At 50.0% G+C, this 19,847-nt stretch carries 21 protein-coding genes; 10 read left to right on the top strand and 11 right to left on the bottom strand.

All coding sequences use genetic code 11. From position 1 onward, the window contains the following. Window positions 1–13 precede the first annotated feature (13 nt). From ACJJIC_RS15015 to ACJJIC_RS15005, 3 genes are all read left to right on the top strand, one after another. Window positions 14–229, top strand: a complete 216-nt coding sequence (locus tag ACJJIC_RS15015; RefSeq protein ID WP_444909440.1) for a hypothetical protein — start codon at window positions 14–16, stop codon at window positions 227–229. A 123-nt stretch (window positions 230–352) separates the two neighbouring features. After that, window positions 353–625 carry a hypothetical protein gene (locus ACJJIC_RS15010; RefSeq protein WP_444909441.1) on the top strand — a complete coding sequence of 91 codons (273 nt, stop codon included), beginning with the start codon at window positions 353–355 and terminating at the stop codon, window positions 623–625. Between the two features lie 106 nt (window positions 626–731). Continuing rightward, the gene (locus ACJJIC_RS15005) at window positions 732–1,229 is read left to right on the top strand and encodes a hypothetical protein (RefSeq protein ID WP_444909442.1); all 498 of its coding nucleotides are present in this window, start codon (window positions 732–734) and stop codon (window positions 1,227–1,229) included. 49 nt (window positions 1,230–1,278) lie between these two features. Here the strand turns inward: ACJJIC_RS15005 and ACJJIC_RS15000 are convergent, their stop codons facing one another. After that, window positions 1,279–1,803 (bottom strand): IS110 family transposase, encoded by a 525-nt coding sequence (locus ACJJIC_RS15000; RefSeq protein ID WP_445357315.1) that lies wholly within the window; start codon window positions 1,801–1,803, stop codon window positions 1,279–1,281. A 297-nt stretch (window positions 1,804–2,100) separates the two neighbouring features. Here ACJJIC_RS15000 and ACJJIC_RS14995 point away from each other — a divergent pair, with 297 nt between their 5' ends. The 4 genes from ACJJIC_RS14995 (at window position 2,101) to ACJJIC_RS14980 (ending at window position 6,218) form a co-directional block, all read left to right on the top strand. After that, a complete protein-coding gene (locus tag ACJJIC_RS14995; RefSeq protein WP_445357314.1) occupies window positions 2,101–2,718 on the top strand; it encodes a LysE family translocator in 618 nt (205 codons plus the stop codon). 717 nt (window positions 2,719–3,435) lie between these two features. Beyond that, on the top strand, window positions 3,436–4,935 hold the full coding sequence (locus ACJJIC_RS14990; RefSeq protein WP_444886392.1) for a vanadium-dependent haloperoxidase: 1,500 nt from the start codon (window positions 3,436–3,438) through the stop codon (window positions 4,933–4,935). A 211-nt stretch (window positions 4,936–5,146) separates the two neighbouring features. Continuing rightward, window positions 5,147–5,863 carry a helix-turn-helix transcriptional regulator gene (locus ACJJIC_RS14985; protein WP_444909445.1) on the top strand — a complete coding sequence of 239 codons (717 nt, stop codon included), beginning with the start codon at window positions 5,147–5,149 and terminating at the stop codon, window positions 5,861–5,863. A 34-nt stretch (window positions 5,864–5,897) separates the two neighbouring features. Beyond that, complete coding sequence (locus ACJJIC_RS14980; RefSeq protein WP_444909446.1) at window positions 5,898–6,218, top strand: hypothetical protein; 321 nt, start codon at window positions 5,898–5,900, stop codon at window positions 6,216–6,218. Window positions 6,219–6,552: 334 nt separating this feature from the next. Here ACJJIC_RS14980 and trmA read toward each other — a convergent pair whose 3' ends face one another. Further along, the gene (gene trmA / locus ACJJIC_RS14975) at window positions 6,553–7,641 is read right to left on the bottom strand and encodes a tRNA (uridine(54)-C5)-methyltransferase TrmA (RefSeq protein WP_445357313.1); all 1,089 of its coding nucleotides are present in this window, start codon (window positions 7,639–7,641) and stop codon (window positions 6,553–6,555) included. A gap of 55 nt (window positions 7,642–7,696) precedes the next feature. Here trmA and ACJJIC_RS14970 point away from each other — a divergent pair, with 55 nt between their 5' ends. Next, entirely contained in the window at window positions 7,697–8,101 is a 405-nt protein-coding gene (locus ACJJIC_RS14970; protein ID WP_444884653.1) for a secondary thiamine-phosphate synthase enzyme YjbQ, read from the top strand. Window positions 8,102–8,110: 9 nt separating this feature from the next. Here the strand turns inward: ACJJIC_RS14970 and ACJJIC_RS14965 are convergent, their stop codons facing one another. The 9 genes from ACJJIC_RS14965 to ACJJIC_RS14925 all read right to left on the bottom strand — a co-directional run bounded on the left by ACJJIC_RS14965 (window position 8,111) and on the right by ACJJIC_RS14925 (window position 17,110). Continuing rightward, window positions 8,111–8,446 (bottom strand): TusE/DsrC/DsvC family sulfur relay protein, encoded by a 336-nt coding sequence (locus ACJJIC_RS14965; RefSeq protein WP_444909449.1) that lies wholly within the window; start codon window positions 8,444–8,446, stop codon window positions 8,111–8,113. Between the two features lie 8 nt (window positions 8,447–8,454). Further along, window positions 8,455–8,745: a sulfurtransferase complex subunit TusB gene (gene tusB, locus ACJJIC_RS14960; RefSeq protein WP_444909450.1), complete on the bottom strand. Its 291-nt coding sequence runs from the start codon at window positions 8,743–8,745 to the stop codon at window positions 8,455–8,457. A 1-nt stretch (window position 8,746) separates the two neighbouring features. Further along, entirely contained in the window at window positions 8,747–9,109 is a 363-nt protein-coding gene (gene tusC / locus ACJJIC_RS14955) for a sulfurtransferase complex subunit TusC (protein ID WP_444886385.1), read from the bottom strand. Between the two features lie 2 nt (window positions 9,110–9,111). Further along, window positions 9,112–9,504, bottom strand: coding sequence for a sulfurtransferase complex subunit TusD (gene tusD, locus ACJJIC_RS14950; protein WP_444909451.1), 393 nt, complete (start codon window positions 9,502–9,504; stop codon window positions 9,112–9,114). Between the two features lie 65 nt (window positions 9,505–9,569). After that, window positions 9,570–10,253: a Bax inhibitor-1/YccA family protein gene (locus ACJJIC_RS14945; RefSeq protein ID WP_444909452.1), complete on the bottom strand. Its 684-nt coding sequence runs from the start codon at window positions 10,251–10,253 to the stop codon at window positions 9,570–9,572. Window positions 10,254–10,431: 178 nt separating this feature from the next. Continuing rightward, a complete protein-coding gene (locus ACJJIC_RS14940) occupies window positions 10,432–12,879 on the bottom strand; it encodes an endonuclease/exonuclease/phosphatase family protein (RefSeq protein WP_444909453.1) in 2,448 nt (815 codons plus the stop codon). Between the two features lie 9 nt (window positions 12,880–12,888). Next, complete coding sequence (locus tag ACJJIC_RS14935) at window positions 12,889–14,163, bottom strand: glycosyltransferase (protein WP_444909454.1); 1,275 nt, start codon at window positions 14,161–14,163, stop codon at window positions 12,889–12,891. After that, a complete protein-coding gene (locus ACJJIC_RS14930) occupies window positions 14,160–16,403 on the bottom strand; it encodes a hypothetical protein (RefSeq protein WP_444909455.1) in 2,244 nt (747 codons plus the stop codon). The genes ACJJIC_RS14935 and ACJJIC_RS14930 overlap by 4 nt, the downstream gene beginning before the upstream one ends. Further along, a complete protein-coding gene (locus ACJJIC_RS14925; RefSeq protein ID WP_444886380.1) occupies window positions 16,403–17,110 on the bottom strand; it encodes a TVP38/TMEM64 family protein in 708 nt (235 codons plus the stop codon). The genes ACJJIC_RS14930 and ACJJIC_RS14925 overlap by 1 nt, the downstream gene beginning before the upstream one ends. A gap of 305 nt (window positions 17,111–17,415) precedes the next feature. Between ACJJIC_RS14925 and ACJJIC_RS14920 the strand changes: the two genes are divergently transcribed. Continuing rightward, window positions 17,416–18,738, top strand: a complete 1,323-nt coding sequence (locus ACJJIC_RS14920) for a TolC family protein (RefSeq protein WP_444884661.1) — start codon at window positions 17,416–17,418, stop codon at window positions 18,736–18,738. A gap of 2 nt (window positions 18,739–18,740) precedes the next feature. After that, complete coding sequence (locus ACJJIC_RS14915; protein WP_444909456.1) at window positions 18,741–19,847, top strand: efflux RND transporter periplasmic adaptor subunit; 1,107 nt, start codon at window positions 18,741–18,743, stop codon at window positions 19,845–19,847.

The following is a 19,847-nucleotide window of genomic DNA, read 5'->3' as shown; positions in this document are numbered from 1 at the left end:
GAGAGATTAATATTTGAAAAATAACGTAGAGTCATTGTCAGGAAAGACATTAAAATCAAAGGTTAAAAAACTGAAGCGCAAGAAAATTCTTAACGATCTAGGGTCAACTCTAATAATTATTTTCTTGTTGCTTGGTATGATTGTGTTTGCTGTGCATGGGCAATGGTTTCTTGTCGGCTCTCTAGCAATATTATTTTTCATTTTTTCAATTGGTACGGTCGGTGATTAACTTGACGCAAGAAAAGTATAACAAGTACAAGTAGGTTGCTACGGGCCTTTGGCCCTTCGCGGGACGGCCTACGCTACGCTCCAGCCTCCCCTGTTGTAGTCGTTAGTAGCTAATAGATTGAACATGAACTATACAGAGTGTGTTGCAGACACAGAGTCAGTTTTAATTGGTCTATCTGAATTGACAAAAGTGCCTTATGTAAAGGGTAATTTCTCCAGATTTGAAGATCAATTTGTAAATTCTGGGAAGAATGAAGCGCGCTATATTCTAAAAGAAGAGGGCTTTGAAATATCAGTCCTATTAGAAAAATATGAAGGCTACTTTTTTGTGTCTATATGCGGAGAGGGTGGCCGTTTTGAAAGAGCTAGAGCTTACCTCGTATCAAATAAAGGCTAAGGCTACTAACAAACGCAGGCAGGCGACGCAAAATGCGCGCGCCTGCTACGGGCGTTAAGCCAAAGTAAAAATGAGATACGTGGAATCAAATTATTGGAGATTAACGGTGCTGGTGCTGTCGATTACGGCAGTTCTGATTTTCTTCCGATTCCATATTTTTATGACGGCAACTCCATTCGAATGCTGGAGTTTTGAGGACGTGTGGGATTACCATCCGGATTCATTGAATCCTTTTTGGATGTATACGGTAGTATTCCTGTTGCTTGCTATCTGGTCACTTTTGGAGTTGGGACTTGGCATAGTTGCAAAAGCCCAGCGATTTATTCCATTTTTTTCGCTTGTTTTGATGCTTTCTGTTCTCTTTGGGCATATGCATTTCTGGCAATCTTTCCAAGTTATGCGTGGAGCAGAAGAGTTTAGTTACTTTACTCTCAAACTAGTTCACTTTAAGCGGCCTGAGCCAGAAGTAAGGCTTTCAGATTTCCCTCCAAGCTGGCAGGAGTATGTGATCGAAAATAGGTGCGCTAAGGGTTTGGCAATTTCAAATATGTCAGATCAAGAGCGGAAAGAGCTCCATAGCAAGTACCTGGAGCTATGGGAGTAAGGGCTTAACAAGTGACTATGGTCCTTTGTCAAGTATTTAAGCCATTTTCTCATCCCAGTAAGTGTTGTTTTTTACCATCGTATTTAGAATGGATAGCCTGAATGGGCTTGTGAACAGACTTAGGCATTCTCTTGAGGCGATTCTTTTGCATTGTGCTCATTTCTAAGCACTGGTTCCTGACCGTCAGCAACTCACTGATATTTCTTAGTTTTTCTGGTTTGATCGATGACAATCTTGGCTTCATTGCTTCACCAAAATGTGCGATATCAATTGCATCCAGCTTATCTGTTTTTGCGAGCCGCCCCGCTGACTTTGCAAAGTTTCTTACTTGTGAAGGATTGCAAACAACTATCGGCAGTCCCGCTTTATGAGCAGCACAGACAAATTCTAATTCTAGCCTTCCTGTGGACTCGATCAATACTCTTTCAGGTTTAAGAGGTTGTAGTTGTTTAATGGCATCCTTAATACCATTTTTATCATTGGTAACACTAAAGAATTGGCTATTAGGTCTCACATAAATATCGAGTTGTTTACTGCTGGTATCGATACCGACATTGATCTCTTGAGGTTCCATAAGATAAGCTATCTCCGCCTTGCTATTCGGGCTCGAGGCCCACATGACTATTCGAGTTATGCCTAGTGAGTACTTATCACGTTCATACTTGTTATCGGTCTTTTACGAACCGGCCGGGCAGCGAACTGTGATAAACAAGGCCTTCGGTGGCCGCTGAAGGTGGGTCTCAATTTACCCGTTAGCGAAAAGGATTTTCAACATCAGAATCGGACAAGAACGACCATACAAGCAGCAGCACGATTGCCCGCAAAATATGTAAGCTGAACGTTATACCCTTGCAGGAGAAGGATACACCGGATGATATCTTTAGAGTTTTTACTTACTTCGTTAGTTGTAGTTTTAATTCCCGGGACCGGAGTGTTGTATACTGTGGCTACCGGATTGTTTATTGGTAGAAAAGCAAGTTTATTTGCTGCCCTAGGATGCACTTTAGGCATCATTCCAGCACTCTTAGCAAGCGCTTTTGGTTTGGCTGCAATTTTTCAAACTAGTGTAATAGCGTTTCAAATCGTTAAATACATTGGAGCTGTCTACTTGCTTTATTTGGCATATCAAATGTGGCGTTCCTCATCTCCTTTATCAGTTTCTAACCAGCAGTCAGACAGCAAATACTCAGACATCATAGTAAAAGGCTTTTTGCTAAATATACTAAACCCAAAATTATCTATTTTCTTTCTAGCGTTTCTTCCTCAGTTTATTCCAGCTACAACAGAAGGTGCATTGGATAGCATGCTTACACTTGGCGTTGTGTTCATGATAATGACGTTTGGCGTTTTTATTGTGTATGGTTTTCTATCAGGTAGTTTTAGCGCATTCATTATTAAATCAGAGAAAGCAAGCATTGCAATTCAGAAGCTCTTTGCAACTAGCTTTGCAGCACTCGGCATCAGGCTGGCGTTTAGTGAGCGGGTATAACAAGCCAATTAACTTCGCGCCTGAAACCTCCTCCAGTTAAGTGGGTAGTAGCTTTTCACTCTAAGTGCCTGAAGGCGCTAATTAATCGATGTCGCATCCTTGCTTGTGGTGAAATTCTCAAAATTTATCTATGTTTTTCTATCACCTCCCTAGGTTTATTCTGACACGCTAGGCAATCTGATCGTCTCATCTTTAATTGAAATTCATGTCGACTAAAACAACAAAGTTAAGTTGAAGAATATACTTTCCTTCGAGTTATTTATTTATATGAAGATGGCGCTAGGGTAGGTTTTAAATTCACTGTTTGGAACACTTTTCTTACTCCATTCTTGTGTCTTTTTTAGGGTGTAAGTTCTTGTATTTTGGGGTATTTGGCTGTGTCCCTTTCATCGGTTAGGCTGTTTGGTAAATAGTAGGTGCGATCTAATAAGAACTTTATATGTATCGTTTGCTTAACTGCCAGCAGTATCTAAGTACTTAATAAGAGAAGAACTCTAATGGTAATTGGTCTCCTCTTGGCTTGACACTACATATTTAGGATGCTTGCGTTGTATCACAATATTGCAGTAATGCGGGCGTTATGATCACTATAAATGGTAATGGGGGGTAGTAGTGTCAAAATTTTGAAATAGTCTACGTGGCTTTTGCTGACGGCGGAAATGTCTTATGGGACGAAAGTTCTGTTATTAATGTTAATCAAATGAAAAGGGAAGTTTAATGCGAAGCAATAAATTTTATAAGCAGGCTCTAAAAGGAGTTTTGGGTTTTCTAGTTGTTTCAGCTAGCTGGCAGGCTCAAGCCTTCACTTGCCCACAATTGGCCGATGTTACATTGCCACCAAAGTGTAGCTCTGTAGACTTAGAGAGTTGCAATGCTGCAGTACAGAATATAATTCCTGCTGCGGCCTGCGCAATTTTTGAGGTTTCGCCCGCTGCTAATGATGCAACTTTAGTGCTACGTTTTACGACATTAATAACCAACTCCTGGTTTGATGCAACAGCACCTTATCACCCTACTGCAAAAGGTGTTTATTCTGACATTGCAAGGATGCCTCAGCCATCGGATAACAGTGAATTAAATATTGCACTTTCTTACGCATCTCATAAAGTGCTAAGTGGGTTGTTTCCACATTTGGTACCGGAATGGGATAACATGCTGGTTGAATTAGGTTTGGATCCCTACAACCTTTCTGAAGATACTACTACGCCGATTGGTATTGGTAACTATGCCGGCCGAAAGGTATTGGAAGGGCGCGCCAATGACGGTATGAATCAGTTGGGTAATGAGGGAGATCAGCTATATCATCGTTTACCCTATGCCGACTATACCGATTTCAAGCCAGCTAATACGGCATACAAATTACGCTTCCCTTCTAAGTGGCAACCAGCTGTTTTAATGGAGCGCCCTGGCGTATTCCGGGTTCAGCAATTCGTAACCCCTCAAATTGCACTGACAACACCCTATAGCTATGAGTCTCCGGATGAATTCACCTCTCCAATACCTCTGAAGTCAAAAATCTGGAACTATCCAAGTTATGTTGCGCAAGTTAATGATGTACTGAATACATCAGCGAGCTTGACGGATGAGCAGAAGATGAAAGCCGAGCTGTTTGATATGAAGATATTCAGCTTGGGCTTTGCTGCTGTATTTGCATCTGAATCTCAAGGTCTTTCGTTGATGGACTTCATTCATTATGACTTCCTCACCAATATGGCCGCTTTTGATACAGCTATTGCAATTTGGAAAGAAAAGCGTCGCCATAATTCAGTCCGGCCTTTTTCTGCCGTTCGTTATATTTATAAGGACGAGCTAGTTACTGCTTGGGGTGGCGTAGGCAAAGGAACAGTGAACGACTTGCCAGCTAGCCAATGGACAAGCTATTTACCTGTAGCAGATCATCCGGAATATCCCTCTGCATCTGCCAGTTTTTGTGCAGCTCATGCAGAAACAAGCCGCCTATTTTTACCTCAAGGAGATACGTTAGGGTATAGCGTACCAGCTCCTGCGGGAAGCTCACAGATCGAACCTGGTATAACACCGCAAGCTGATATGTATTTGCATTTCCCGACTTGGACATCGTTTGAGGAAGACTGCGGAAACAGCCGTGTTTGGGCTGGTGTGCATTTTGAACCTTCAGTACCAGCGGGCCAAAAGATAGGCCGTGAAATTGCGAGCCGTGCCTATCAATTTTATCTTTCAAAAGTGGCAGGCGAATAATAAGGATTTATCGGGGCGGAGAGTGTATTTGCTGATTCAATGGTATGATTAATGATTACACTCTGCGTCTTGCTCCTTATGCGCAATCTTTCCGCTTTGTCATAGCGGCGTAGCGGAACTTGGGTGAGGTGACTAGATTTTCCTGAGCTGTTAAAGTGTTTGTTATTTTGATTAATGTTTCCTTAGTTATGGATAGAGAGAAGTAACCAAAATGAGGAAATCAGATAGGCTTTTTCAGCTTGTGAACATTTTAAGAGCTCACCAGCCTATAACTGCAAAAGAACTTGCCGAAAAATTATCTGTTTCTGAACGGACAATATATAGGTATATGGATGATCTCTCTGTATCGGGGATTCCTGTTTATGGTGAAGCAGGTGTAGGGTATCGCCTTTCAAATGGGTTTGAGCTTCCCCCATTGCAATTAACACAAGAAGAATTTGAAGCGCTTATTATTAGTTTAAATTTACTGTCTTCATGGACTGGGGCTGAGTTAAAGCAATCTTCACTTTCACTGTTAAGTAAAATTGAAGCTGGTTTACCTGATCTTGGGAAGTATGACCTCCATAAAACAGTTAGGGTACCAGGTAAGCATTTAAGATCAGTGGACTTCAGTTTGTGGGACCAGCTTCATAAAGCGATTAGTCTAAAGCAATGGATTTATCTTTCATATACTTCCCTGGTAGGCAGTAGGTCAAAGAGAATCGTTTATCCCTTGGGTCTCTTCTATTGGGGTGGCAAATGGACCCTTGGTGGATGGTGTGGTTTAAAGCAAGATTATCGTGACTTTAGAATTGATCGTATTGAAAGCCTTGACCTGGAAGTGCCCCAGCTTGAACTTCCCACTAATGTTAGCTTGTCAGATTATATTGAAGTGCAGAAAAGCTCATCTTTGCAAAACACTACTGACACAATGCTGTCAGGAGTCTAACCCGATAATGTGACCTCCACAGAAGGAGTGAATCATGTTATATCACAATCGAACGGCTGATTTTATAGGTTTTGAATTTGCTACATTTCGTCTCCGGGAAGGTGTTTCGGAGAAAGACTTGATAGCATTCTCAAAAGAGGTGGATGATGCGTTTTTATCTAAGCAAGAAGGCTTGTTATCTCATTTCCTTCTGCGAGGTAAAAATGGCATCTACGCTGATGTCGCTTTAGCCTCAACCCAGGAAAGGGCTGAACAGATATGTCAGTTGTGGCTGGATAATGAATTTACAAGAAAGTATTTGCAGCTTCTTGACTCGGAATCTGTTGATATGACATTTTGGTCGAGAATTGCTTGATGGATAGCTAGGCACAGAACGAAAGTGATAAGGAGTATTACTTTTTGTGCTGCTCCTTATTTATATCAGTTTTGATCCGAATTGAGAGGATCTCTTCGAGAAGTGCTCATTTTGTTCAAATGTAAGTACTACAATTGTTCCTTCGGGTGTTGGTTTCGCTTTGCTGCAATAACTGGTAGGAAGTAATGCCCCTCTCCTCAAAAGTTCCCTTTCAAGGTTTCCTCTTGATTTGGGACTGTCAGGTCTTCAATTGATTTACAGTGATGATTAGAGCGATGTAAGGCTGTTTCGGGGGCAGTAAGAAGTTGCCCCCGAGTAATACCTTCATTGGTCGTTATTTCCGCACCAGTAACAAGCCGGTTTCGGTGTGGTCTGTGTAGGGGAATTGATCAAATAAGGCAAAGCGCTCGATGCGGTGGGTCCTGCTCAATAGTTTGAGGTTTTCCAGCTGGGTCCCCGGATTACAGGAGATATACAGAATGCGAGGGAAGCGCGCAACCATTGCACAGGTATCTTCATCCAGACCGGCGCGGGGGGGATCTACCAGCACAGTGTCAAAATTGTAACTATCAAGATCTATATGAGCGAGGCGACGAAATGGGCGAACCTTGTCGATAGCCTGGGTAAACTCCTCACTGGATAAGCGCACGATATCCAGATTATTGATGCCGTTTACCTGAATATTCTCCTGGGCAGAGTTGACCGAAACTTTGGAGATTTCAGTGGCCAGTACTTTCTCAAAATTGTCACTGAGCGGAATGGTAAAGTTGCCATTGCCGCAATAGAGCTCAAGCAGGTCGCTGGAGTTCTGGCCGCAGGCATTCTTGGCCCACTGGATCATGGAACGGCAAATGTGCCCATTGGGTTGGGTAAAGCTGCCTTCTACTTGTTTGTACTGATAGCTCTTGCCATCGATATCCAGTTTTTCGGTGACGAAATCTCGCTCTAACACCATTTTCTGCTTGCGCGAGCGCCCAAGGATAGGGAAGCCCAGTTTTTCTTGTAAGGCCCTTGCTTCCTGTTCCCAGCTCTCTTCCAGCTTTTTGTGATAGATGAGTGTGATGAGCGCATCACCACTCAAAGTGGTAAGGAATTCGGCGGAGAACAGGCGCTTGCGCAGTATCTCGCTGCTGTTAACGGCCTCCAAGACCTTGGGCATTAGCTGATTCATTAGCTCCGAGCCCACGGTAAATGTATCGATGATAAAAGGCTTTTTATACTCACCCTGGCGATACATGGCGTAATGAGCTACGCCGCCTTCATGCCAAACCTTGAACTCGGCGCGAAGCCGGTAGTGAATGGGCGGAGATGGAAATAGCTCAGGCTCCAGATTAGTAAATTCACGATAGGCCTCGGCCAGGCGCTTGGCCTTTGCATGGAGCTGGTCTTGATAGTCGTCGGTGTTAACGCGGTGCAGTGCCATATTAAAATACGGTAGTCTCAATGGTAGAGCGGGCGCGAATTATATAGGAATCCGTATGGCAATAGGTGAGATTGCAATAAGAGTGTCTGGGCAGGGGCTTCAGGAGTTTACCAGCCAAGTGGCCGATTGGGTGTCGAGGCTCAATGTGGGGGAGGGGCTTTGTACGCTATTTATACAACATACTTCGGCGAGCCTGCTGATCCAGGAGAATGCCGACCCTAGCGCGCGCAGGGATCTTGAGCAGTGGCTCAATCGGCTGGTGCCAGAGGATGACCGCCTCTACACCCATACTCTTGAGGGGCCAGACGATATGCCGGCCCATATCAAAGCGGCCCTGACTGCCACTAGCCTCTCGATCCCTGTGCAAAATGGGCGGCTAATGTTGGGTACATGGCAGGGTATCTATTTGTGGGAGCACCGACACCACCACGGTGAGCGCAGAGTCATTCTCCATATCTAAATGTTCGGCCTAGAGGCAGTTGGTGGGCTTGGGGAGCCCGGCAATTTTGCTGGCAATCTTGGCTGGGCTTGGGGGGAACAGCTGCATGAGGTAGATGCTGCGACCTTTTTCCGAGCCCAGGTGCTGGCCGATAAACTTTACTAGCGGGCGCATAGCGGGAGACAGTTCAAACTGGCGATAAAATTCCTGCAGCAGCCCAATGACCTCCCAATGGGCGTTGGTCAGCTCGATATTCTCGGCGTGAGCTAGTTCTTCGGCCACATCGCGGCTCCAATCATTGAGGTCTCGTAGGTAACCCTCTTTATCCAGAGGGATTTCCCGGCCATTTACAGTTAGGTTGCTCATTGAATTGATCACCGGAACCAACTGACGATGGGGTTATGCTCGGTACATAATTGCACCCAGCGAGCATCGTTGATCATCTCTACTGAGGCGAGTGTCGAGCTGGCCTGTATGCCGCGGGCTTCGCTATCGGCTATCAGGCAGTAGACCTTTGTTTCTTGTAGGTCGTGCAAGGCTTGGTGCTTCAGGGCGTAGACCCCGTCTTCAAGCAAGAGTAGGGCATCGCCTTCGGTGAGACTCTGTAGGCAATCGTATAGGGCCTGGCTGCTAAAAGGCGATTTACTGACAATATGTAAGGTCATCTTAAAAACTCAACACGCACTGGTAAGCAGCGATTAGCTTCCCTGGCTTAGTAACCAGGGAGATTTCCGCTCCGGGAATCTGTATTTGGTCAGGGTGAATACCTCTTTGCTCCAGGCTGTGCTGGCACACATAGAGCTGTTCGACCCCAAACATAGGGAGTGCCATAAGGTTCCGGTACAGGTTTTTTTGTTCTATGGCTTCTGGAGCTTGGTTGTCCAGTAGTTGGAATACGCCATCGCCAAGGAATAACAAATCAACGTCCTGTTCCATAGCCGCTGAGGCGAGCACAGCTTCAATCCCCTCTCGGGCCAGGGCGCTCCCATAGGGTGCAGCCCTGCATAGGGCCAGGGTCTGGTTACCCATTGTTAACCTCCAAAAGTGATCAGGCGCTCAGAGTTGGCAACGGCATCGGTGAGCTGGCCGAGGCCGGCCAGTTCGAAGCCTTCTGCAAGATTGGCTGCGGGCTTTTCCAGGCGGTTTGCTTCCCGCTGGCTTAAGACACCGCGTCTCTGCGCTGCGGCGATACAGACGACCAAATCCAGGTTGTGTTTCTGTTGCAGTGATTGCCACTCATTGATCAGGTTGGCTTCGTCCTGGGGAGGCGCGGCAATATTGTTGCCGTTTTGTATGCCATCACAGTAGAAAAAAATCCGGTAGATTTCATGACCCTCGGCCAGTAGTGCTTTGGCAAAGCGCAATGCGCTGGCTGCCGATTGCGAGGCGTGTGGAGCGGAGTAAATTGCCAGGGAAAACTTCATAGGGGGCCAAATAGTAAAATGCCCCGCAGAGCGGGGCATTGGGTCTAGCTCAGCAGCACTTATGCTTAGTCGTCAGAGGAAGCGAACCCAAGAATGTGCAGCAGGCTGGTGAACAGGTTGAAGATATTCAGGTACAGGGAAGCCGTTGCCATCAGGTAGTTGGTCTCACCGCCGTTGATGATACGGCTGGTGTCATACAGGATGAAACCTGACATCAGAAGGGCAACAACACCACTCAGGGCAACGCTGACCAGAGGCATGTGAATGCCGAAGAAGCCTGCGATGATGACTGCCAGGAAGCAGACCAGTACAGCGATCAGGCCAACAGCCAGGAAACCACCCATAAAGCTGAAGTCTTTGCGGGTAGTCAGTACGTAAGCAGACAGGGCAAAGAAAATCAGGGCTGTGGTACCTAAAGCTTGCATTACGATCTGGCCACCGCCAGCGAGGCCCAGGTAATGGTTAAGCAATGGGCCGATAGATGCGCCCAATAGGCCGGTGAATGCGAAAACAACACCGATGCCGGCGCTGGAATTGGCAGTGCGTGGCAGAACGAACCAAATCAGGGCCAGGGCTCCCAGAGAGCAGATCAGGCTCATGCCGCGGCCCATGCCGACGGCCATAGAGATACCGGCTGTGACAGCACTAAAAAGTACAGTCATGGCCAAGAGGGCATAGGTATTGCGCAACACCTTCGCCGATTCCGAGCGGTCCAGTGCACGGGTATTTGTATAAGCTTGCGGTTGCATTTAGCGACTCCTGCTATTTAATCGATACCGGAATCATATAGCTCGCGGTGGGGACCATCAAGTCGGGAAATCCCTTTTAGGCGCTGGCTATAAATTGAGTTGAGTTCGAAAAACCGCAGTTTTTTCAGGGTTTTAGTCGAATCTTCTCCTGCTATTAATAGGGACCGCTGGAGATTTTTCAAGGGGTTTTGCTTGCTTCGGGCCTAAAAGGCACCTCGATATCGACAATCAAAGGCAGGTGATCCGAAGCTTGCCGGGTCAGCACGGTACGTGGCACTCGCACTTTTTTTATCACAATGCCGGCGCTCAAGAAAATATGATCGATTCGCACCTTGAGAAAAGTGCCTTTAGGGCTATGCCTGGGTGCTTGCTCCTGGGCATCGCGCAGGTAGCCGCAGAGGCGTTTACACTCGGCGGAAGTGGGCAGTGCATTGAAGTCACCGAGTAAAATCCGCTCGCCTTTACAGCGAGGGTTGCTCAGCCATTCTGGTCCCAGCAGGGCATCCACCTGCAGTAACCGCTCTGCGCGCGAGAGTCCGAGATGCGTATTGATCACCTGAATTTTGCTGCCATTATGCTCAACCTCTACCCAAATGGCGCCGCGAGGTTCATCTGCAGCGGGATTGAACAAGCGCCCCTTACCCTTGGGTGGCCCCGGTAAAATTCCTTTTTTGATCAGCTTTGCCGGCAGGTGAGTGAGAATGGCGTCGCCGTAGCGCTCTTCATTGAGGTTAATGGCTGGCTGAAAATGCACATCCATTGAGAGCAACCGTGCCAGCCGCTCAGCCTGATCAAGCCCCCCGGTGCGTTTGCGTTTCACATCCAGTTCCTGCAAGGCGACAATATCGGGGCGGTAGCGGGCGATTACCCTGGCAATACGCTGCGGTGACAGAGTACCGTCGGTTCCTTTACAGCTATGCACATTGTAAGTCATGACTCGCAGAGTTTTTTGTGGCAGCTGGTGCTCATCCAATTTCATCGGGTGGGCGCCGCGCAGGTAGGCCCTCGCAGCAGTGCGTAGATCCTGGGGGCGCCAGTAGCCCAGCCGCGGATCTGGCGGCTGTATATCTTTAGGCATTAGGGCAAAGGCGTGGGTTTCCCTGGGACCGGCGGCACCGTGGCTGCCGTTTTCCATGGCGAAAGTCAGAGGCTGTTCCTCGCTGGAGCACCAGCCGTACATCATAAAGTCGCCGGAGTCGGGGTGGCTGCACAAGCTGATCATGTCGGCAATGGATTGCTCGGGGTAGGGGTGTTCGTCCCCCATCAACTTGCGGCCGTCTTCGGGCAACCTCACCGGGCCGTGTTTCCACCATCCGTGCACCGGGGACTTTGCCGAAGTGGGGTCCACCCGATAGAGCACTAGAGGCACATGGGCCTGTTCAACTATTTTGCGAGCGACCTCTTCGCGGCTGATATTATCCAATTCCAGGTTGTAGAGCATGGCCAGAGGGCCAAGGGCAGTGAGTGCCAAAGGGGTTTTACTGGCGCTGCAATCAATAGACTCCTCCTGCTTTTCTATGTCTTTTTTATCCATCCACTCGCTGCCAAACAAGCGCGCCCGCTCCAGCTGCACGCCGTGCCTGCTTTGGCCTGGCTCAATTTCTGGCGGTTTTGCAAGATCTGACAATGTTTCTGACAGGGCATCGCCAAGGCTGCGGCCAAAGACCTCTTCGTAGGGCTTGGTTTGTTCCTGGCCGTGATCGGAAAAAATCCACACATCGTAGTGGCGTCGATCGGAGGCATGGGCGGCACGCCAAATGCGGGCTATGGCATCGTCGATACCCTTCAATACCCAGTGGGCGAACGCCGAGCGCGGGCCGCGTCGGTGGGACTGCTCGTCATAACCGAGCAAATTGACATAAATAATGGGTAGGCCGCGGCTGATGTCCACCTTGACCCCCATGGTGCAAAATTCTCTTGAGAGAATGGTGATACCGACCCGGGTGGGGACAAACATCAATTCCTTGAGCAAGTTTTGCCCCTGCATCACGCCGCGTATGCAGTCTACAAGGGATAGCAGCAACTCCACCACAATCAGTGCGGCAGTGCGTATCAGACTCCATAAGTTGGTCAGGATGAGAACGGCAATGGTCCAGGGGCTGGCACTGCGCAGGGCTGGGCCCCAGCCCTGATCGGCTGGGCAAAAGTGTGCCTCGCCGGTCTTGGTACCGGCGCGAAACAGGCTCAGGTAGCAACTGCCATCGCGCAGAAGGGGGTCACGCTGTTTGAACATATCCCTGCTTTCCACCAGCGCGGCCACTTCCGGATCGTACATACGGCCGAGTTTTTGGGTTTCATGGATAAGAAAGCCAAAGGCCGGTACAGCCTGGCGCACTCCGTAGAACAGCTCTGCCTGTACAGCGGGGGTGGTGGAGGGAATCCCGGAAAACATGTGTTCCAGGCGGTAGTGTTCTTTGCGGATCAGGCCCTTCAAGAAAGGCATTCGGCCCCCGGAAAGGGCCTTTAAGAGTTCCGGATGTGCCAAACCATCAATCTGGATCAGGATCAAACCCGGTGCGTGGGGTTGACGGCCGCTGGTGGAGAGTCCTAACAGTTTGGCGATCCACTCGCTGCGGCTGAAGCGGCGGCGCCAGCGCCTAATGGAAAGTCCAACTCTGCTTAACATAATGGGCGGCTATGGCTCCGGTGCCTGGCCAAATGCCGCACCGGCGGCTCCGGTCAGACCTTCGATAATCTCCCACTGGGCACCAATAAGATTGCGCATGCGCATCCACTGGGCGAAGAGGGAGTCATCCAGAGCCCATCCGTATTTGAGCAGAGGTTGATAGAGATCCAGCGCTCTCTGTGCACAGCTGTGCATAGAGAAATCCCGTGCGGTGTTTAAGGCTTCTCGGTTGAGAGCCTGGCGTTGTTCCGGGGGTAGCTGGTAAAGCCAGCGGATTGCCTCAATAAAGCTTTCCAGGTTTATTTCCGTCACCAGTCGCCCATTTTTACCATTGCGTACCATTTCCCGGGAGCCGTTGGCATCCAGGGCAATAACCGGTACCCCTCCAGCCATGGCCTCAGAGAGCACTAGCCCCTGAGTTTCACTAGTAGAGGCGAAAACAAAAGTGTCCATGGCGTTGTACATGTCCCGGCGCGCCTCGCCGAGCACTGCACCGGGCATATGCAGACGCTGGGAAAGCCCCCGGCTGGCAAAAATTGCCTGCAGCTCATCCTCAAGAGGTCCGCTGCCGGCAAACAGGAAGTGAGTGTTGCCTTCATCCCGCATAAATCTCGTCACTGCATTGCAGAGGAAACGCAGATTTTTTTCCTGACCAAAGCGGCCCAGATGGCCCACCACAAATGCGGACTTGGGAATACCCAGGCGCCGACGCACTTTGCTGCCGTCGCCGTTGTTATAGTCCTCCAGTTGAACGCCCGTGGGCACCTCGGCGATGGGGGTTTGAACGCCGCGCTCGCGCAATAATTTAACAATGCTGTGGCTGGGTGCCAGTACCAGGCTGGACAGGTTGGCATAGCGTGTGGCTAGCTCAATCACGAAGCGTTTCAGCACTTGAGAGTCAGCGGGTACATAGTGGGTATAGTGCTCATAGAGCGTGTGGTGGGTGAAAACCAGCGGTAGCTCCCGCTGCCGGGCTACCCGAAGGGCAGTCATACCTAGAAGAAAAGGGTGGTGGGCGTGAACGATATCGGGCTTGAATTGATCCAGTCGATCACTCAAATCTGGTGAAAAAGGCAGTGCTACTGAGAAGTCGCTGCCATTGAAATTTTGGATGGCGTGGATGCGTACAACGTGCTTTTCCCCGGAGATTTTCTCTGGAAATTCCGGGGCCACGATCAAAACCCTGTGCCCTCGCTTGCGATATTCTTCGCTGAAAGCAGCGACCGAGTGCGCCACTCCACCGACATGGGGTAAGTAGGTGTTGGTCAGCATGACGATATTCACTGGGATTTTAACTCCACAGATTGCAGCCCCTCGCCAACCAGTGTGGGTGGAAAGCCAATGGGGTTAACAGCAATGGCCGGTGGTTTTCCGTACCAGTCTGCGGTCCAGGAGACCTTTGGGCGGACTCCGGGAGTGATCTCTAGGGAAATCACTCCAAAGCGCGTCGGCGCTGGGCCGAAGCGAATGGGGACCTTGGCAGACGTATCCTTGAGCCATTCCGGCGGTAATCCTGAGACCAGTATCAGGGCGTCCTGTTCCTCTCGCACAAAGCAATTGCGCTGCATGGCGACCCACTCTGCAGCGGCCCAGGCATGCTGCCCGTCGCCCATGCAACCGCCCAGGGAATGGGGGTGGATGGCTTCAGGCCACTGGCCGGTGGGGGAGGCCAGTTTGGCGACACTGCGCATTAACTCCAGGCATCGCCGATCCCCGGCGCGCAGTAAGACCTGGGCAATATGTAGTGTGAGGTAGGCATTGATACCCGAGTGGATCATATCTTGAAAGAAACCGCCGCTGACAAAGCATTTGTCGATCAAAAAGTCAGCCAGGTCGATCAAGCGGGGATCATCCGGGGGGTAGAGCTGTAGTGGATAGCCTGCCACCACGGACCCGATAGCTCCGGCATCCAGGCGCCGGTTGGGAGAGGCCGGCATGGCGGATCTTCCTAGCCGTTCTTGAGCACTGCTGAGGCTTTCGTCAATGGTGCGCTGAAAATCATTGGCGGCGGTGCTGAATCGGTGTGCATTGTCGTCGATGCCTTCTCTGGTGCAGATGGCGGCAGCGGCGTGTAATCCGGCTACTCCCCAAAAGTCATCCCAGTAGTAACAGTCGTTGGGACCCAGGTGCTCTGCACTGAAGCCCGCTGGTAACAGGCCCGCACAGAGGCTGCCATCCTGGGGCAGGCGCTTGTTGATAATCCATCTGGCTCCCTTGAGGATGGGCTCGCACCAGAATTGCTTAAGCGGCTTATTTGCCAGCTGGCAAAATAAGTTGAATATCCAAAGAGCTTCGCCGTTGGAATCCCACTCACCATCCTGGGAGTGAAAAAAACCATCGCGTTTTTGTCGGTGGGGAAACTGATCCAAAGCCCGTTCTGCGCGATCTATCAAGCCTGCGTAAAGCAGTGACTGGATCATAAAGGCGGCATCCCGGAACCAGAATCGCTTGTAGGTGTAGGGGCCTGGGTACACATCTTTGGGGGAGTGCAGAATCAGGGTGCGAATGGCTGAGTCGTAGAGGAACTGGAAGTCCCGGTCTGGAATCTTGAGCGCGCAGTGGCCTGCCAAGCTTTCCGCCCAGCTTTTCGTCTCTGTGTCTTTAGGGGTTTCGCTGTCGAGGGGAATTGAAACTTCCAGCTTCAGGGGTTTGTGACGCTCTAATCGAAACATGGCTGCAGCGGAGGCCATGCCCACATCACATTCACCCTGCATACGCCCAGTTTCGTCTTTCAAGTGCAGGTAAATATCCCCACCGCGATAATCTGAGGCCAAGTGCTTGTCGATGGGTTGACTGAATAAAACCGCTTGCTTGTCTTCAATGAGCCACCCTCGGCCTTGGTCATTGAGGCGCACCTTGTGTACAAAACTGACCCCCTCTGGATTACATGGGCGCAGGACTACCAGTAGCCAGCCGCTGTTCCGGCAACTGGCGGTAAGTTTGATGTTGCAGTGGGGGGCTCCATCAATGGCTTCTACGGCTACAGTGTTGCGCAGTTTGAGTCCGTGGCGAGCGGATTCCGTGACCACAGAGAGGTGATCATCCAGTTCTTGGTGTTGCTCACAGTAGGTGAGTGAGGCGGGAGTTAATTCCTCGCCACCGTCGCCGATTACCCAGGCATCAATAGACCACCCATCGTAATAAGGTGTGACCAGGCCACGGGGATCGACCACCGGCAAAGCCTCACAGTCTGGCAACCCCACAGCGGTCCAATTGCGGTGGCTGAGGTTACAGTGGGTAATAGAAAAAGCCCGGGGGATAAACGAATTATCTCGTGGGTCAAACTGGCGTTGTATCCAATAGGGCCAGACCCAGTCCAGGTTGTGCTGGATTACCTTGCTATTGATCAGTGCACGGGCGTGAAATACCGCACCCGCACGCAGTAGCTCAATGGGCTCGCTGACTTCTGAGGGTTCGGCGAAGCGCTGCAAGCGAGCCATCAATGTCAGCGGATCAAGAAAACCGTGGGCGGTGGCAAATCGGCGTACGAAGAAGCGCCACGGTAGCCATTTCATCCAGGGCATCAGAGATCCTCTTCTTTCACGATCTTCTTCAGGGCGCGTCGCGCCATGCGTGTGAGGCCGATCAAGGCCAGTACAGCCAGTACAAAGCCCATGATGTAAAGCGCCCATTGCACCGTAGTGCGCTCCTCCACCTCACCCAGGGACGTTAGATCCGCGGCGATGGAGCCTACATACACATTGTTCAGGGTAAGGGGAATTACCCCCAACGCGTTGCCCAGTATGAAATCCCGCAAGCGAACCGGTGTCAGCCCAAAGAAATAGTTGGAGAGCTTGAAAGGGAACAGTGGTACCAGGCGGGTTAACATGATCATCTGCCAGCCCTCACGACGAATCACTTCGCCCACCGTGGCGGGCTTTATGTGGGACATAATCCAGCGTGATGGCCTCTCTCCGAGCAAGTAGCGGGCAATCAGAAAGGCCAGGGTTGCGCCTAGGACGGTTCCCACCAGTACCAACAAAGTGCCTTTGATTACTCCAAATACAAATCCTGCGCCCATGGTGAAAATAACACCAGGCAACAACAATACGATCGCTAGGGCAACGATTAACACGAACAGCAGGCTGGTTTGCCAGCCCTGCTCATTGAGCCACTGGAACAGTTCGATCAGTCGCTCATCCAGGTTGAAATACATCATCAGGCTGAGTGCACCGGCCACGGCGATCAGGCAAATCAGAATCACAATTACCGGTAGGAATTTCACCGCCATAGAACTGCTCGGGAGCCAACAACAAGCGGTTTTGATCGCCGCCAGTTATTAGCCTAGCCAATGGAAAAGGGCAGGTGAAACTTCATTGTGGCGCATCCGGATTTTATCGGGCGCTAGCACCTAGAGAAGGATTCATTGGCGGGGAAATGGCTCAGGCAGATATAAAAAAAAGAAATATATCGGGGAAATACACTGGTTGGCGTGGGGATAGGCGTGCTGACTAAGCGGTGAGCATGAAGCACATATACTTACTGGAATAATTGCATATTGTGCGGGTGTGTGCTGCTGCCAGGAAGGGGTGATCGTTGTTCAAGGGCGGGTTCGCAATATGGATCTTTATCGGCGCTGCCTGGAGCTCTGCCCCTGAGCCTGTGCTTCCGCTCAATGATGCAGTACAAACGGCCATTCGTACCAACCTGCGGGTGCAGGGCGCGGCTCTAGAAGTTGATGAGGCGGGTGACATGGTTGAGGCGCTAAAGACACGCCGTTACCCGCGATTGGAACTGAATGCCGCCATCAATCACAACCTCACCACCCAGAGCTATACCTTCCCTGAGGGTAGCCTTGTTCCCGATTCTGAAATAGGACCAATCCCACCAAACAATGTGGAGATCACCACCGAGCAGGGAACTACTGAGATCGTCTCCTTCAGTGCGCGCCAGCCTCTTACCCGTCTCTACACTATTGCCTTGGAAATCTGTGAGGGCTATGTCACCACTGCGATGGCGGTGCAAAAAGTGCGCTGGACGCAGCAGGATGTCGCTTTTTTGGTAAAGCTGCAGTATTTCGAGGTGGGTAGGATTATCGGTGACCTCCAGGCAATTGATGAATCTATTTTGTTCTTGAGTTCCCTGAGTGACCTTGTGCGCAATTATGTCGACCAACAGGTGGCTCTGGAATACGAGTTGCTGGATGTACGTGCCCGCTTGGCCCAGCGTCAACTGGAGCGTCAGCGCAGGATTGATGAGATGATTACGGCCAAGGAGCGACTCAATGCGCTATTGGGGCGCGATGTAGAAACGCCATTTAGCGTCGAGCACCTCCCTGTACCTCATCAAGTCGTGTATGACACCGATGCATCCCTGGTGTTGGCCTTTGATCAACGCCCTGATTTTATTGAATCACTGTTGGCCATTGAGAAGGCTGAATACAGCTACGATGTTAAGAAATCTGAATATATTCCCGATATAGACTTTCACTTCAGCTATCTCAAGCTCTTTAACGTAAGCCTAGTGCCCGATGCCGAGGCAATCGTTGCTTTAGATTTACGCTGGGAGATTTTTGACTGGGGACGCAAGCGGGATGAGCTGGCCAGCCGCGCGAGTAAAATTGCTGGGGCCGAAGTTAGAGTGGGGGAGTTGCGCGGTCAAATTGAAGTAGAAGTGCGCGACAGCTTGCGCAAGTTACGGACTGCGCAGGAATCGGTAGCTGTAGCCCGAGAATTACAAGCGGCATATCGGGAAAAGTTACGGGTAATGATCAACCGCTATCGTGAGCAAACGACGCTATTAACCAACGTACTGGAAACGGAAACCCAGCTCGATCGCGCCAACAGCGATTACAACAAAGCGGTACTTTCTGTCTGGAGGGCGTTAGCCGAATACGAAAGAGCGGTGGGGGAGGTGTAACGATGTTGCGTTTACCCCTTTTACTGATGTTTCTGCTCTTACTATCGGCCTGCCAAAGTGAGCCGCCGGGGAAAAGTCCGGTGCCTGTGCAAGCTACAGTGGCTCGTACAGAAAGTGGTATTGAAGGTTATCCATACTCTGCTGTGGTCCACCCCTATACGCAGGTAGATGTAGCATTTCGAACAGAGGGGTATATCGATGAAATTCCAACTCGCCGGGTTCTTGGAAAAATAAGAATATTGCAGGGCGGGGACCGAGTGATTCAGGGAGAGCCCCTGGCTATCGTCAACGACGAGCAATACAGAGACAAGGTGGTTGAGGCGGCAGCGAATGTCAGTAAAGCAGAGGCTGCCCGGAGGAAAGCAGATCTGGACTACAAAAGAGCTTCGGCTCTTTTTGCCACCGCAAGTATCACGGCGCCGGATTACGACGCCGCCCGGGAGGAGTATGAGATATCACAGGCCTCTGTTGTAGGTTCTAAGGCACGCCTGGATAACGCTAAAGAGAATCTCAATGACACGGTATTACGTTCACCCCTTACCGGAATTATTCTTCAACGCAATATAGAGGTCGGCACTCTGGTGCAAAGGGATACGGTTGGTTTTGTGGTTGCCGATATCTCTCGTGTCAAAGTGGTTTTTAATGTGCCCGATGTGGTGTTGAGCTTTGCCAAACTGGGTAGTGTTATCTCTATGATGACAGAGTCCCAACCAGGCAAGACTTTTACTGGCCAGGTCACAGAAGTTTCCCCGAAAGCAGAGGAACGCACCAGAGTTTTTGCCATTACCGTAACCGTGCCTAACCCCAATGCAATATTAAAACCGGGCATGATTATGAGTCTTTTACTGGACAAAATGCGGCCTCAGCCAAACCGGGTTGTGGTGCCCCTTTCATGTTTGGTCCCGCAGTCAAATGAGTCGGAAGGCTTTGCCGTTTTTGTATTGGAAATTGACAACAATGTTTTACAGGCAAAGCTGCGCAGAGTGGTTCCAGGGCCGGTAGTGGGTAACAACATTGTTATTTTACACGGCCTCAAGGAGGGGGAGCGGGTTGTGTCTAATGGCGCGTCACAGTTACAGGATGGTCAGACGGTAAGGATAGTGCCCTAG

The sequence above is a fragment of the Microbulbifer mixtoriginis (SeqCode) genome, from assembly GCF_052468275.1.
The sequence above is the reverse complement of the archived record's forward strand: the minus strand, read 5'-3'. Positions and strand labels throughout refer to the sequence as shown.